Here is a 14,050-nt window from a genome sequence, read left to right on the forward strand (position 1 = left end):
CCTGTTCGTCCTCCTCACGATGCGCCGGTGCCGGTGCGCGGCATGCGCGACACCACAGCGGCGAAATCGTGAACAGGTCGAGGTTCATTTTGAAAATCCCGGCGCCGCATCCGGCGCCATCACACCACCCAGCAGCGAACGCCACACCGGCCCGTCACGCTGCTCCGAGAGTTCACCCGGCGTCGACGGCAGCGCCGCGCCCTTCGCGATCGGCGACACCAGATGCGGCGTCACGATGATCACCAGCTCCTTGTCGTTCTGCGAGTAGCTCAGGTTCTTGAAGAACGCGCCGATAATCGGCAGGTCGCCGAGCACCGGCACCTTCGACACGTTCGAAATGGTTTCGCGATCGATCAGGCCGCCAATCACGAAGCTTTCGCCGTCACCCAGTTCAACCGTCGTGTCCGCGCGGCGCGTCGTAATGGCCGGCACGGAGACGCCGTTGATCGTCACCGCGTTGGTGAAGTCGAGTTCGCTCGCTTCCGGCGCCACTTTCAGGGCGATCCGTTCGGGACTCAGCACGGTCGGCGTCAAGGTCAGGCCCACCCCATACGGCTTGAATTCAATCGAGGTCGTGCCGAGACCCTGCGGCACCGGCACCGGAATTTCGCCACCGGCCAGGAAGCTTGCGGTCTGGCCGGACAACGCCACGAGTGTCGGCTCGGCCAGCACGCGTGCGAGGTTGTTGCTCTCCATCAGGCTCAGATTCGCGCTGATGCCGTGCGTGACCGAGTTGAACACCAGGTTGAACGCGGACGAAATCGGCGAGGTCGAGGTGAACGACGGGTTCGCACCGAAGGTCGCCGAGCTCAGCGAGGCCGGCGCGAACGAGCCGAAGGTGAAGCCGTTGTTCTGCTTGAGCAGATTCAGCCCGACCTCTTTCAACACCGAACGGCTGAACTCGACTACCCGCACATCCACCTGCACCACGGAGCGCGTCGCGACCGTGGAGGCATCCACGACGAGGCCCGTCGTGCCTGCCGCATTACCCGAACCCGCTGAACCAGTTGAACCCGCCGCGCCTGCGCCGCCATGACTACTGCTCGCCGCGCCCGTGCCGCTGCCGGCACCCGCACCGTTGTCCTGTCCCGCCGCACTGTGCGCACGGGCCTCACCTTCGGCGACATCCACGGCGCGCTGATGCTGCTCCATGTTCACCGCCGAGCCGGAAATCAGCGCCGTGTCGCCCATCGTCTGCACCGAAGGGGTGCCCGGCCCCAGCAACGCACGCGAGGCCGCGGTCCCCACGTTCACCGTGTAGGAGAGCGGCGCGTCGCGATCACGTGCCCACACCATCACGTTCGTGGTGCCCGGTGACTTGCCGATCAGCAGCACGCCGCCATGCTTGTCGCCGCGAATGATGAGCACGTCCGCGACTGACGGATCGCCCACGGCGATCCGCGTCAAGGTATGGCCACTCGCGAGCGACTGTTGCGAGCCGACCGTGATGTTGACTGCCTGCGGGGCATCCGCTGCGTCGCTGGCCGGCGCGACCACGAGCGTTGCCAGGCACAGCCAGGCTGCGAAACCGCATCCGATAATCCGTTTTTTCATATTGTGTGGGCGCATCGACCGGCCGCCCGCTCCCCAGAACCCTTCAACGGGCGACCGTTTCGGTACGCCCACCCCGTATGACTTCAATTCCTTCTGTGCTGCCGCTTGCACGCGCTGCGACGCGTGCGACAGGCGCGGCGGCATGCGGGCTGGCCACGGCCCGCGTCACATTCGCCGTCTCGCCGGTACTGCCGGAGAGTTCGTTGAGCGCGAGGCCTGCTGCGGCGCGCGTCGAGTCCTGCGACGCCACGCCGGCAGGCGCGCTCGCCGCAATCTTCAACACGCCTGCAGGCATCGCAAACGCAGACGCTTCCATTACTTCGGCATCCTTTGGATTGCGCAGCGCGAATACCAGACGTCCCGCACCTTCAGCGAGCGTCAGCTTGTCGATATCGGCAACGGGTACGGCGAGCACGGCGGTGCGCACCATGCCGGTGGCGTCGTTGGCCGTGTCGGCGCTCGGCGTCGCGGTGCCGAATGCCAGCACCCGCACCTTCGACAACAGCAGGCGCGCCTGGCTGCGATCGATTTCCGCGCCGTTGTTGATACCGCCGTTGCTGTCGCGTTTTAGCGTGAAGAACACGTCGACAAAATTGCCTGGACGCAGCCGGTTGCCCACCGCGTTGCTTTCGTCGACGCGTACGGCAATCGCACGTTCACCCTGTTCGACACCTTCGGCGAGTCCCGACGACAGTTGCCCTTCCAGCACCGGCGACTGCACACCGATATCGCTGACAGGTACACGTCCTGCCAGTTGCGACGGATCGGCAAAGGCGCCATTCGGATTGATGGGCAGCGATTCGACGCGCAGTGCGTCGACGGTAATCGGTTTGCCTGCCGGCAACGCGCGCGCCGCGACCACCACGGGAAAGGTGGCTTGCGCGACGGTGGTTTGCGGCTGCACCGCCGGCTTGCGTGAGAGCGACCACGCGAACACGCCGAGCAGGACCGCGAGTACGATCAGCGCGCCTGCTGCGATACGGGTCAGATTCGGCATGACGGCTCACCTCGTAATCTGAGCGCGGGCCGATTGAAGGCGTGCGCAGGCGTCCAGGAGAGTGCTTGCATGCAAGGAGCGAGCGGGGCCATCACAGTATGTTTCCGGGGTTGAGTTGAACCATCGCGCTGCTGACGAGCGCACTGGGCATGGCCATGTTCATGAGCGGCAAATTCGGAATCAGCGGATTGCTGGCGTAGTTGTAGGTGAGCGTGACGTTCACGCAATCCATCGAAGCGTTGTAGTTGCAGGTGGTGGGTGTTGCCACGCAGGTCGCCGTGTTGACCATCGTCGCGATCATGTTGGTCGCCGCGCTGCACGCTGCGTTGGCGCGCGCCGTGAGTGCCGCGCTGACGCTCGTGGCCTGCTGGTAGTTGAGCGCCGCACGTGCGCCCTCTTCCGCTGCGAGCGTGAGACTCTGCTGCGCGACGAACACGAGGCTGAACGTGACGATGCCGTACATCACGACGAAAAACAGCGGGAACACCAGCGCGAATTCGACCGCGGCCACGCCGCGCTGACGCAGGCTCGAGGTACGCCTGCCTTGCGCACGCATGCCTTGCGTACGCCTGCCTTGCGCACGCTGGCATGAGATGCGTTTGCCGGCGACGCGTTGTGTGCATGCGTTCATCGCACACTCCCCGCTACGCCATGCAACACCAGCAACGCGACCGCGGCAGCAGTGAGACACGCCGCATACGGCGTGGCGCGCTTCTCACCCACCGCGAACGTAGGACCCCGTTGCCGCCCGAGCGAAGCGAGCCGCGTGCGGGTCGACAGCAGCACCCACACGGCATGCATGCCGCCGAGAATGCTCGCCGCCACCCACAGTCCGAACAGCGCGTGCACACCACACCACGCGCCGAGCACGGCGAACACCTTGACGTCGGCTGCGCCCATCACGCCGAGCACGAAGAGCGGCAACAGCACGACGAGACCGATCGCGAAACCGAGCGCGGCCTGGCCCATCGAAACATCAAAAGGATTGCGTTGCAGGAATGCAACGGCGAATGCCGCGACCAGTCCGGCCACGACAAGTGAATTGGGAATACGTCGACTGCGACAGTCGCACAACGCGACCGCCGCAGCCCACGCTACTAGCAGAAAATCAGCTACTGGCACATTCATAGAGCACTCGACGAGCGCAACGACCCGGTGCGGACCGCGGCAGCAGCCCGCACACCTTATTAGCCAACACTCTCGACAGGCGAGCTAAAGCACCGGCCTGCAAAGGCCGTTATTTTTCGTTCGCTATGACAGGAGTCGCCGCCTTGATTTCGACTAGCCGCCAGAAGTGGTGGGTAGTTTGCCAGCGACAGTGGTGAACACGCTGCTCAGGTCTGTGCCCAACGTGGTGACGGATGCAGCAATCGCTACTGCGATCAGTCCGGCAATCAGGCCATACTCAAGCGCCGTCACGCCTTTGGTTTCTCTCAGGAATTTGATAGTCAGGTTTTTCATTTTCGCCCTCGGAACTTCATCTATTCATTTGATATTCATATCTGCACACGACGCGGGTGTTTTCAGTGTCACAAACGATGATTCTCTCGTTCATCGCCTGTGGGTCTCGTACACTGCACACCACTTTCATCGCGGCCGCAAACTGCTACGCATTACGTTTGGCCGTCTGTCCGATATCGCACCTCCCTCGTCAAACTGTGATGCTTCCGGCTTTTATAGCGCATCAATCTTATTAAAGCAATTGTCTCAAGCCGTTTTCGAACTAATGCTTTTGAAGCTTTGCGTATACATAGATTAACGGCAATGCGTGCGGTGCAGCACATAGTATTAACACTGAGTTAGATTCGCTCCACTAAGTATCTGTTTGAACCGCTCGTTTCAAGCAAAACGGCAGCGTGACGTTACGCGGCGTACCGTAACGCGCACGCTGGGTCGTTACGTTACGCACACTGCGAATCGGCCTCGCCACGATCCGTTTCGCATCGCCAGCGCGCTTCGCGCCATCTCCTCGTTCACCTCGCAGAACCGCGCCAGATATGGCGCGCAGCCCGTTCGCCAAAAATACTTCGCGATTCTCCAGTTGAAATGGCACACCTGTTGCAAATAAAGGCACGCAGCAACACCCAACAACACAATGCGATGCGAGGGCGACATGAAGATTCAAACAAACCACCACATGGTACGTATCACTCTGCTTGCGGCGACGGTCGCCACGATGCTCTCTTTGAGCGCTTGCGGAGGCTCGGGGACCTTGAGCACGGGGACGGGATCAAGCGGTAGCGGCAGTGGCAGCGGCGCACTTTCGACGACCAGCGGCAGCGGTTCGACGGGTGCAAGCGGTACGGGTACGACCACGGGATCGACCGGTGCGGGCGGCACGTCGGGCACGGGCGGCGGCTCGACCACGACGACGACGGGCAGCACGCCGGTCGCCAACGCGCTCGGCACCGTGGCAGGCAACGCAGGCAACGTGGTCAGCAACGCCGGTTCGACGGTCTCGAGCATCGGCTCCACGATCGCGTCGCAATCGCTGCCGGGCGTCAGCTCGCAAACCACCCAGGCTGCGGGCGGCATCGTCGAAAACGTCGGCGCAGCGGTCTCCACGCTGGGCAACGGTGTAACGGCGGGCCTCGGTCAACTGGGTACGGGCAACAACGCGGTCGGTACCACGGTGTCGAGCGTGGGCGGTGTGGTGGGCAACGTCGGCGGCGCGGTCACGAGCACGGGCAACCTCGTGACAAGCCTCGGCAGCGGTCCGCTGGCGCCGCTCGGTGCACTCACCACGCCGCTCGGCGGCGCGATCGACACGCTGGGCGCAGCGGTGACGAATGGCGGCAGCACCTTGACGACGGCACTCTCGACGGGTCCGGTGCAGCAGGTCACGCAGACGCTCAGCACGGCCATCACGCCGATCACGTCGATGGTCGCCTCGACCACGCAGACGGTCGGTTCGGCAACGGGGCTCGGCGCACCGGTGAGTGGACTGCTCTCGACGGTGGGCGGCGGTCTCGGCAAGGCGGGCAGCCTGCTCTCGTCGACGGGCGGCAATCCGATTACGGCGGATCTCGGCAAGGTGGTGAGCAGCACCGGCACGACGGTGACCTCGGTGGGCGGTCTGCTGACCGGCGGTTCGTCGAATCCGCTGGCACCGGTAACCGGTCTGCTCGGCGGTCTGACTTCGGTGGGCGGCACGGGTAGTGGTAATCCGCTCGCTCCGGTGACGGGTCTGCTTGGCGGTCTGACTTCCGCAACCGGCGGCGCGGGCAGCGCGGGTAGCAGCCCGCTTGCGCCGGTCACGGGTCTGCTGAGTTCGGTGACGGGCAGCTTGAGCGGCGCGACCGGTGGCAGCACCGGCCCGCTGGCGCCGGTGACGGGCCTGCTCTCGACGGTGACGGGCACGGTCGGCGCGGCCACCACGACCACCACGACGACGGTGGCCTCGACCACGACGTCCACCACCACGGGTGGCCTGACGGGCACGAGCGGCAGCGGCGCAGCGGGCAGCCTGCTCTCGCCAGTGACCTCGCTGGTGGGTGGCCTGCTCGGCGGTCTCGGCGGCCTCGGCAAGAAGTAAGCGTAGCAAGGCGTAAAAGCCGCCGCACAGAAGCAGGCGTGTGAACCGGGAGGCGCTCTGCGCAGCCTCCCGGTTCACGTGACCTGAGCGGCGTCGCGCAACGGCAGTCCGGGGTGACTGCCGTCGGGCACGCGGTGATCTCGTCGCAGCAACAGCACGATGAGCACGTTTTAGCAGTGGGTGATGACGCGGTTCATGAGAGTCGACCGCGTCGTCACCGAAACGAAATGGCAGTCCAGTCATGCAGGCGCGCGGAGACCATCCATCAAAACACCCAGAAGAGACCGAGGAGCACCCATGTCCTACTCACGTTTTTTTACTCCCCTTGCGGCCGGCGCGGCAGTCTCGACGTTGCGCGCCCCGCTCTCCGCGCTTGCTCTCGCCTGCCTGCTCGCCGCGTGCGGCGGCAACGGCGTTACCGCACCACCGAGTGCCTCTGGCGGCGGCGGTAGCGGTGCGGGATCGAGCGGTGGCACCACCACCACGACGGCTTCGACCGGCACCTCGGGCGTCGTCACCGACGCGGCCAAGACCGCCAGCGATCTGGGCAGCACGATCGCCGCGCAGAGCATTCCGGGCCTGAGTCCGCAGGTCACGCAAGGTCTCGGCAACACCGTCTCGGCAACGAGCGGCACGCTTACCTCGCTCGCCAATGCGGTCAGCAGCGGCCTCGGTCAGACCGGTTCGACGACGAACCCCGTCGGCACCACGGTCGCCGGTCTCGGCTCGGTGGTCAGTTCGACGAGCGGTGTCGCGCAAGGCTTGAGCACCACCGTGGGTGGGCTCGGTAGCGGCAATCTCTCTGCCCTTTCACCGCTCACCACGCCGCTCGCCGGCGCGCTCAGCACAGCGGCCAACGCGCTCAATGCAGGGGGCGTGACGCTCGGCAATTCGCTTTCGTCAGGACCGGTGCAACAGATCACGCAACCGCTCAGCACGACGATCACGCCGCTCGTGCAGAGCGCAGGCGTGCTCACGCAGACGGTCGGCACCACCACCGGGCTCGCCTCGCCGGTCTCGGGTGCGCTCGCGCAGGTCGGCGGCGCGCTGAAAACGGCTGCGACAACGGTGGGCTCGTCGACCAACAATCCGTTGGGCGCTGACGTCGGCAACCTGGTCGGCTCGCTCGGCAACACCGTCACCAATGCCGGTGGCCTCGTCAATCCGAACGGCGCGAATGGGGCTGCCCCGATTCCTGGCTTGATCGTGAGTCTGGTGGGCAGCTCGAACGTGGTGGTGGCCAACGGCCCGCCCACCGGCGCCGCCGCCAATGGCCCGCTCGGACCGTTGAACGCCGCGCTGGCGAGCCTCGGTCTCGGCGCAAGCCCGCTCGGTTCGCTGACCTCGGTGCTGGGCGGCACGCCGCTCTCTGCGCTGTCTTCCGCGACCGCGGGCACACCGCTCGCCTCACTGACTTCCGCGCTGGGCAGCACGCCGCTGGGTTCACTCACCTCGACCCTGAGCAGCGCGGCTGGCAGTTCGAATCCGCTCTCCCCGGTGACGGGGCTGCTTGGCGGCGCAACCAGCACCTCCGGCAGCTCCGGTGCGGGCGCCTTGCTGGCACCGGTAACGGGTCTCGTGGTGCAGGTGACCGGCACGCTGACCGCCGCCGCAGGAACCGCAGGATCTTCCGGCACGGCAGGCGGTTTGACGTCGCTGGTGGATGGTTTGATTCCGGCCAGCCATAAGTAATCCGTAGCGACGGTCGTTAACAACTGTAGATGGACTCACGGATAGCACGTAGCATGCAGCACGGAACTACGTGACAAAAACCGTAGCCGATGAGAGCACCCCGTCCTCCGCAACGCACGGAGTTCGGGGTGAGCAGCAAGCGCAAAGCACGACGACGTGCGCGCGATGTCAGTAAAGCGTTCGTGAAAAGCCAGGCCGGGCAATCACGGACGAACGATAAAAAGCCAAACGAGGGAACATCCGATGAAACTCGGGTACGGTAGTTGGACGCTCCTGCTGGCGACGCTCGCCGCAGGCGTAGTACAGGCGCAAACGCGCCCGGTAGTGGGGGGAAACCCCGTTGGGGGTAACCCGCTGGATTCGCTGCCTCAAGTGAATGCACCCAGCAAAGGACCGAACGTCACACTTCAGGTACAGCCGCAGGCGCCGCAACTGCAGACGCTGCTCGCCACGCATCTGACGCCGAGCAAATTTCAGGTCGAGGGCGTCAAGTCGATTCCATTCAACGATGTCGCTGAGCGCTTCACGCCGCTCGTCGGCAAGGACATCACCATCGCCGATCTCATCAAGGTCGCCGACGGCGTCACACAGCTCTACCAGTCGCGCGGTTATGCGCTGTCGTTCGCATTCGTGCCGGCGCAGAATTTCGAAAACGGCGTGGTGCGCGTGACGGTGGTGGAAGGCTTCGTGTCGGAGGTGAAGATCACCGGCAATCCCGGCAGGGAGGAAGACAAGATTCGCGCGATCGCCGAGCACATCCGTGCCGACCGGCCGCTGCGGCGCGCAACCTTTGAACGCTATATCAACGTGCTGGGCATTCTGCCTGGCATCAAGGTGGCCGCCAACGTGCCGCCGCCGACCAACACCGATGGCGCCACCACGCTCGAACTCAAGGTGGATCACAAGGCCATTAACGTGAGCGCGGGGCTCAGTACCAACCAGCCCGGCGTACAAGGGCTGCTGACCGCGACCGAGAACGGTCTCACTTCACTTGGCGAGCAGTTGAGCGTCTCCGCGCTGCTGCCCAAGGGCCCGGATAACGTCACGTACCTCGCCGCGCACGGCGCGGTGCCGATTGGCAGCGACGGACTGGTGGCGAAGGTCGATGCCACGCACTACCGTGGTAATCCGACGGATAACCCTGGCTTGCCGGGTTATGTCGAGCGGACCGTGATCAACGACAAGCTGAGCGGTTCGCTCTCCTATCCGCTGCTGCTGAACAACACGCAGAGCGTGATCGGCTCGGTGACGGCCTACGCATCGCACGATGAGGACACGTATCACAACACCATCAACGGCGCGCAGATCGGTTTGCGCTCGCAGGTGCGTGTGGTGCAACTGCAGGCCGATTACGCGAGCGTGGATGCGAACCAGGTGCGCAAGGCGAGCGTGAATGTCGCGCAGGCGTTCAACGTGCTGGGCGCATCGAAGTCCGGCGATTCGAATATCCCGGGTGTGATCGAGACCAACCCTGCGTCTATCACGTTCACGCGCACGGGCGCGAGTTTCTCGCAGACCAATCAATGGCCGCTGAAGATCGGCACCGCGATCGCCATGACGGGCCAGTACAGCCCCGATTCGTTGCCCACGTCCGAGCAGATTTCGTTCGGCGCGCAGCACTTTGCACAGGGGTACGAGCCAGGTGAGGCGTCGGGCGATTCGGGCTGGGGCGCATCGGTGGAAGTGAATCGCGCCTTCGCGCCGGGCTTTACCTATCTGCAGACCATCACGCCCTACATCTCGTTCGATATGGCGCGCGTGTATCTGCATGCGGGCACGCCGTCACCGTCGAAGCTCTCTTCGATTTCGTTTGGCTTCCGCATTTCGGATGCGAAGTATTACTCGCTCGATCTCTCGGTGGGCAAGGCGGTGGGCGATGCGCCGGTGGAAAGCGCATCACGCAGTCCACGGGTCAACGCGACGTTCTCGTATTCGTTGAACTGAATGTCAGGATGTCACGATGCGGGCCGATGCTGCACGATATGCAAGTCGGCTTGCGTGATGACGCGGGCTGCCGTGCCTGCCTGGTCAGGTTTGATTAGAGGGTCCACTATCAAACCTGGCGCCCAGTTTCACGTATTCTGCGCTGACAATGACGGCTCAGCATGCCGGACCCGGCGCAAAGCGCGCAGCCAATGCGTAACCCACTGCGCACTCGTTGTGCACTCGTTGTGCACTCGTTGTATGCGCGTTTCGCACCATTGCGCGCCGCCCGTCTGGCACGCCGCCCATAACACCACGCGACCATGATCGCGCCGATTTTCAATCAAGGAGGAAGACGATGACCCAAGCTCGATCCACTCACACGGCAATCACCCTGCGCGGCCGCGCGATCCTGTCACGTACCGCCCGTCAGGCAGCACTCGCCGGCGTGCTGCTCGTCAGCGCCGCGACCGTCATGGCGCAAACCGACAGCCCCGTTGGCACGTGGCAAACCATCGACGACAGCACAGGCCAGCCAAAGGCGCTCGTGCAGATCAGCCAGGACGGCGACGCGCTCGACGGCAAGGTCATCAAGGGGCTCGGCGCGAACGATCAGCCGGACCGTCGTTGCACGGCCTGCACGGACGATCGCAAGAACCAGTTGATCCTCGGCATGACGATCATCCACGACATGAAGAAGGACGGCGAAGGCTGGGACGGCGGCAACATTCTCGACCCGGAAAACGGCAAGGTCTACAAGTGCAAGATGCGTCTGGAAGACGGTGGGCAGAAGCTGGTGGTGCGAGGCTATATTGGCGTCTCGCTGCTGGGGCGCTCGCAAACGTGGATTCGCCAGCAGTGAGCGCGCATGGCAATGACGGGCACGATGAGATGCGCTGAAAAGCGCGTGGTGCTGCGCGTCTGATGCGTGCGTGCAGAACGACACCAGCGCAAAAAAAACCGGCCGACGATTCACCTCGTTCGGCCGGTTTTTATTGGATTGCGCAGATTCAATTCATTGGACTCGTCACGCAGCGCGCTTGTAGAAAGCCGCGTAGCTGAACACAGAAGGCACCGCTGGAGGCGTGGACGGGGACGTGGACGAGGAGCCGTAGTTCGCGGGCTTTTTCGTCGAACTGGACGCTTCGGCGCGCGCTGCCTTTTCTTCCGCGCTCACGTGAATGCGCATGCGCGCTTCCATCATGCTGCACAACTCAGTGCTGGCTTCGCCGAACAACTCGTCCATGACGCGTTTGAGCACACCGGATTCGTGCCAGGCCTTGAAGCGGCGATGGCAGGTTTGATACGACGGATATTTGCGCGGCATGGCCGACCACGTAGCGCCGCTATACATCACCCACAGCACGCCATTGAGCACGGAACGCGTGTTGGCCAGCGGGCGGCCGCGCAGTTCGGAGCGCGGACGCAGTTCAGGAAGCAGCGGAGCGATGCGCTGCCATTCTTCGTCATTGATATCACGGTACGGGGTCATGGCTTTCTCCTTCGTCAAGAACCATGACTAGAAGATATCGACTCCCCCCAGGACCGAATATAAGACCAATCCGAATCTTGAAAATGCGACGCCGACCGCCAGTGATCGGCGGCCGGGCTCTGATCTATCGCAAAAGAATAGCCGCGCGGTCTGAACCGGGGCGCGCGCAGGCGGTCGGCTCAGGTGAGCGACGTGTCGACGATGCGGCGCGGCGCGTCGAGATACTCCTTCGACTGCATCTCCACGATGCGCGACACCGTGCGGGAGAATTCGTTGGCCATCGGGCCGTCGGTGTAGAGCAATTCCGGCGTCACCGCTGCGGACATCAGCAGCTTGACCTTGTGGTCGTAGAAGACGTCGATCAGCCACGTGAAGCGGCGCGCTTCCGACGCCATCCGCGCGCTCATCTGCGGCACACCGGATAGCACCACCGCGTGAAAACGGCTCGCCAGTTCCAGATAGTCGTTCTGCGAGCGCGGGCCGCCGCACAACGTCGCGAAGTCGAACCAGACCACGCCGTCTGCCTTGCGCAGCGCCTTCAGCTCGCGCTTTTCGATGCGCAGGATCGGGCTTTCGTCGGGCACCGCGGCAAGGCGCGCAAAGGCGTCGCGCAGCGCCTTGTCGGCGGCCGCGCCGAGCGGCGTGTGATACACCTCGACCTGGGCCAGCGTGCGCTGCCGGTAATCGACGCCGGCATCCACGTTGATCACGTCCAGCTTCGCCTTGATCAGCTCGATGGCCGGCAGCACGCGGTCGCGATGCAGGCCGTCCGGATAGAGCGTGTCCGGGTCGTAGTTGGAGGTCATCACGAACTGCACGCCGTTCTCGAAGAGCTTGTCGAGCAGACGGTACAGGATCATCGCGTCCGCAATATCCGAGACGTGGAATTCGTCGAAACAGATCAGACGGTAGCGCTTGGCGACACGGCGCGCGAGTTCATCGAGCGGATCGGCCTGGCCTTTCAGGTCTTCGAGTTCGCGGTGCACTTCACGCATGAACTCGTGGAAATGCAGACGCGTCTTGCGCTGCACCGGCACGACCGTGAAGAAGCTGTCCATCAGAAAGCTCTTGCCGCGCCCTACTCCGCCCCACATGTAGACGCCGCGCGGCAGGTCTGGATGAATGATGAGTTTCTTGAAGGCATTCGAGCGGCGCGATTTGTATTCGACCCACTCTTCGTAGCACCGCTGCAGACGGTCCACGGCCGCGCGTTGCGCCGGGTCCGATTGATAACCCCGCGTCTGCAGTTCGTTTTCGTAGTATTCGGTGACGTTCATTTGGTGGCTGCAAAAAAGAAGGCGGGAGGGAGTGAACCCGCCCGCCTTCGTCGTAAAGCTAAGCTGCTGCGATCAGTCAGGCGTGCGCGTAATTACATGTTCAGCGCGCGCTTGTCCACGGCGAGCGCCGCTTCGCGCATCACTTCGGACAACGACGGGTGCGGATGGCAGATACGGCCAATGTCTTCCGACGCCGCCTTGAATTCCATCGCCACCACGGCTTCCGCGATCAGATCCGATGCGTTGGCCGAGATGATGTGCACGCCGAGCAGTTCGTCGGTTTTCGCGTCGGCGATCATCTTGACGAAACCATCCGCCTTGTTGATGCCGAGCGCGCGGCCATTCGCCATGAACGGGAACTGACCCGTCTTGACTTCGCGGCCTTCCGCCTTCAGTTGCTGCTCCGTCTTGCCGACCCATGCGATTTCCGGTTCGGTGTAGATCACCCACGGAATGCAGTTGTAGTCGATATGCGGCTTCTGGCCGTCGATGATCTCGGCCACCAGCACGCCTTCGTCTTCGGCCTTGTGCGCGAGCATCGGGCCACGCACCACGTCGCCGATCGCGTACACGTTCGGCACCGACGTCGCGCAGTGCTCGTCCACGTCGATGAAGCCGCGTTCGTTGGCCTTCAGGCCGATGGCTTCGAGACCGAGGTTGTCGGTATTCGGCACGCGGCCGATCGACACGATCAGGCGGTCCGCTTCCAGCTTCTGCGCGTTGCCGTCCTTGTCCGTGTAGTTCAGCGTGACGCTGTCGTCGGTCGTCGTGACTTCGCCGACCTTCACGCCCACGTGAATATCGAGGCCCTGCTTCTTGAACTGCTTGGCCGCTTCTTTGGCCAGTGCCTGGTCAGCCGCGCCGAGGAATTCCGGCAGCGCTTCGAGCACCGTCACTTCTGCGCCGAGACGACGCCACACCGAGCCCAGCTCCAGACCGATCACGCCGGCGCCGATCACGGCCAGCTTCTTCGGCACGGAGTCGAAGCTCAACGCGCCTTCGTTGTCGGCGACGATCTTGTTGTCCACCGGAATGTTCGGCAGATGACGCGCCTTCGAACCCGTGGCGATGATCACGTTCTTCGCCGTTACGGTTTCGGTTTCGCCTTCACCGCTGACTTCGATCTGCACGCCGGCGTCCGTCTTGCCGGTGAACTTGCCGTGGCCCTTCAGCCAGGTGATCTTGTTCTTGCGGAACAGGAATTCGATACCCTTGGTCATCTTCTCGACGATGCCTTCCTTGCGGGCCAGCATCTTCGCGATATCCACCGAGACGTTTTCCACGCTGATGCCGTGGTCCGCGAGGTGATGCGATGCGTTTTCGAATTCTTCCGACGACGCCAGCAGCGCCTTGGACGGAATGCAGCCCACGTTCAGGCAGGTGCCGCCGAGCTTCAGCGCGCCGGCCGGGTTCTTCCACTTCTCGATACAGGCCACGCTCTTGCCGAGCTGCGCAGCGCGAATGGCTGCGATATAGCCGCCGGGACCGGCACCGATCACGACGACGTCGAATTCTTTGGACATGACAATCCTTTTGATGGCGGGACGACGCGCGCGCACGCTGCGCGGCGCGCGTCGTTC

At 63.7% G+C, this 14,050-nt stretch carries 12 protein-coding genes; 4 read left to right on the forward strand and 8 right to left on the reverse strand.

Going from position 1 to position 14,050, the window contains the following annotated elements:
* Window positions 1-84 precede the first annotated feature (84 nt).
* The 5 genes from D0B32_RS10685 to D0B32_RS10705 all read right to left on the reverse strand — a co-directional run bounded on the left by D0B32_RS10685 (window position 85) and on the right by D0B32_RS10705 (window position 4,012).
* Window positions 85-1,554: a type II and III secretion system protein family protein gene (locus tag D0B32_RS10685; protein WP_117333911.1), complete on the reverse strand. Its 1,470-nt coding sequence runs from the start codon at window positions 1,552-1,554 to the stop codon at window positions 85-87.
* A 43-nt stretch (window positions 1,555-1,597) separates the two neighbouring features.
* The gene (gene cpaB / locus D0B32_RS10690; RefSeq protein WP_117333912.1) at window positions 1,598-2,551 is read right to left on the reverse strand and encodes a Flp pilus assembly protein CpaB; all 954 of its coding nucleotides are present in this window, start codon (window positions 2,549-2,551) and stop codon (window positions 1,598-1,600) included.
* Between the two features lie 91 nt (window positions 2,552-2,642).
* Window positions 2,643-3,107, reverse strand: coding sequence for a TadE/TadG family type IV pilus assembly protein (locus D0B32_RS10695; RefSeq protein ID WP_259294979.1), 465 nt, complete (start codon window positions 3,105-3,107; stop codon window positions 2,643-2,645).
* A 71-nt stretch (window positions 3,108-3,178) separates the two neighbouring features.
* Complete coding sequence (locus tag D0B32_RS10700) at window positions 3,179-3,679, reverse strand: prepilin peptidase (protein ID WP_117333914.1); 501 nt, start codon at window positions 3,677-3,679, stop codon at window positions 3,179-3,181.
* Window positions 3,680-3,832: 153 nt separating this feature from the next.
* Window positions 3,833-4,012: a Flp family type IVb pilin gene (locus D0B32_RS10705; protein WP_117333915.1), complete on the reverse strand. Its 180-nt coding sequence runs from the start codon at window positions 4,010-4,012 to the stop codon at window positions 3,833-3,835.
* Window positions 4,013-4,664: 652 nt separating this feature from the next.
* On the opposite strand from D0B32_RS10705, the gene D0B32_RS10710 reads away from it, so the two are divergent.
* From D0B32_RS10710 to D0B32_RS10725, 4 genes are all read left to right on the forward strand, one after another.
* Window positions 4,665-6,086 carry a collagen-like triple helix repeat-containing protein gene (locus D0B32_RS10710; protein WP_117333916.1) on the forward strand — a complete coding sequence of 474 codons (1,422 nt, stop codon included), beginning with the start codon at window positions 4,665-4,667 and terminating at the stop codon, window positions 6,084-6,086.
* 297 nt (window positions 6,087-6,383) lie between these two features.
* Window positions 6,384-7,778 (forward strand): collagen-like triple helix repeat-containing protein, encoded by a 1,395-nt coding sequence (locus D0B32_RS10715; protein ID WP_117333917.1) that lies wholly within the window; start codon window positions 6,384-6,386, stop codon window positions 7,776-7,778.
* A 243-nt stretch (window positions 7,779-8,021) separates the two neighbouring features.
* A complete protein-coding gene (locus D0B32_RS10720) occupies window positions 8,022-9,722 on the forward strand; it encodes a ShlB/FhaC/HecB family hemolysin secretion/activation protein (RefSeq protein WP_117333918.1) in 1,701 nt (566 codons plus the stop codon).
* Between the two features lie 337 nt (window positions 9,723-10,059).
* Window positions 10,060-10,563 (forward strand): DUF2147 domain-containing protein, encoded by a 504-nt coding sequence (locus D0B32_RS10725; RefSeq protein WP_117333919.1) that lies wholly within the window; start codon window positions 10,060-10,062, stop codon window positions 10,561-10,563.
* Window positions 10,564-10,728: 165 nt separating this feature from the next.
* On the opposite strand, the gene D0B32_RS10730 is transcribed toward D0B32_RS10725, so the two are convergent.
* The 3 genes from D0B32_RS10730 to lpdA all read right to left on the reverse strand — a co-directional run bounded on the left by D0B32_RS10730 (window position 10,729) and on the right by lpdA (window position 13,993).
* Entirely contained in the window at window positions 10,729-11,193 is a 465-nt protein-coding gene (locus D0B32_RS10730) for a transposase (RefSeq protein ID WP_117333920.1), read from the reverse strand.
* A 179-nt stretch (window positions 11,194-11,372) separates the two neighbouring features.
* On the reverse strand, window positions 11,373-12,470 hold the full coding sequence (gene zapE, locus D0B32_RS10735; protein WP_117333921.1) for a cell division protein ZapE: 1,098 nt from the start codon (window positions 12,468-12,470) through the stop codon (window positions 11,373-11,375).
* Window positions 12,471-12,562: 92 nt separating this feature from the next.
* Window positions 12,563-13,993: a dihydrolipoyl dehydrogenase gene (gene lpdA / locus D0B32_RS10740; protein ID WP_117334172.1), complete on the reverse strand. Its 1,431-nt coding sequence runs from the start codon at window positions 13,991-13,993 to the stop codon at window positions 12,563-12,565.
* Window positions 13,994-14,050 lie beyond the last annotated feature (57 nt).

Source organism: Paraburkholderia sp. DHOC27, from assembly GCF_003429005.1.
GTDB lineage: Bacteria > Pseudomonadota > Gammaproteobacteria > Burkholderiales > Burkholderiaceae > Paraburkholderia.

What these genes read in the sequence shown, in the direction of transcription:
- cpaB (WP_117333912.1), bottom strand. Translation starts at nt 2,551, where the DNA reads ATGCCGAATCTGACCCGTATCGCAGCAGGCGCGCTGATCGTACTCGCG.
- zapE (WP_117333921.1), bottom strand. Translation starts at nt 12,470, where the DNA reads ATGAACGTCACCGAATACTACGAAAACGAACTGCAGACGCGGGGTTAT.
- D0B32_RS10715 (WP_117333917.1), top strand. Translation starts at nt 6,384, where the DNA reads ATGTCCTACTCACGTTTTTTTACTCCCCTTGCGGCCGGCGCGGCAGTC.
- D0B32_RS10685 (WP_117333911.1), bottom strand. Translation starts at nt 1,554, where the DNA reads ATGAAAAAACGGATTATCGGATGCGGTTTCGCAGCCTGGCTGTGCCTG.
- D0B32_RS10725 (WP_117333919.1), top strand. Translation starts at nt 10,060, where the DNA reads ATGACCCAAGCTCGATCCACTCACACGGCAATCACCCTGCGCGGCCGC.
- D0B32_RS10710 (WP_117333916.1), top strand. Translation starts at nt 4,665, where the DNA reads ATGAAGATTCAAACAAACCACCACATGGTACGTATCACTCTGCTTGCG.
- D0B32_RS10720 (WP_117333918.1), top strand. Translation starts at nt 8,022, where the DNA reads ATGAAACTCGGGTACGGTAGTTGGACGCTCCTGCTGGCGACGCTCGCC.
- D0B32_RS10730 (WP_117333920.1), bottom strand. Translation starts at nt 11,193, where the DNA reads ATGACCCCGTACCGTGATATCAATGACGAAGAATGGCAGCGCATCGCT.
- D0B32_RS10695 (WP_259294979.1), bottom strand. Translation starts at nt 3,107, where the DNA reads ATGCGTGCGCAAGGCAGGCGTACCTCGAGCCTGCGTCAGCGCGGCGTG.
- D0B32_RS10705 (WP_117333915.1), bottom strand. Translation starts at nt 4,012, where the DNA reads ATGAAAAACCTGACTATCAAATTCCTGAGAGAAACCAAAGGCGTGACG.
- D0B32_RS10700 (WP_117333914.1), bottom strand. Translation starts at nt 3,679, where the DNA reads ATGAATGTGCCAGTAGCTGATTTTCTGCTAGTAGCGTGGGCTGCGGCG.
- lpdA (WP_117334172.1), bottom strand. Translation starts at nt 13,993, where the DNA reads ATGTCCAAAGAATTCGACGTCGTCGTGATCGGTGCCGGTCCCGGCGGC.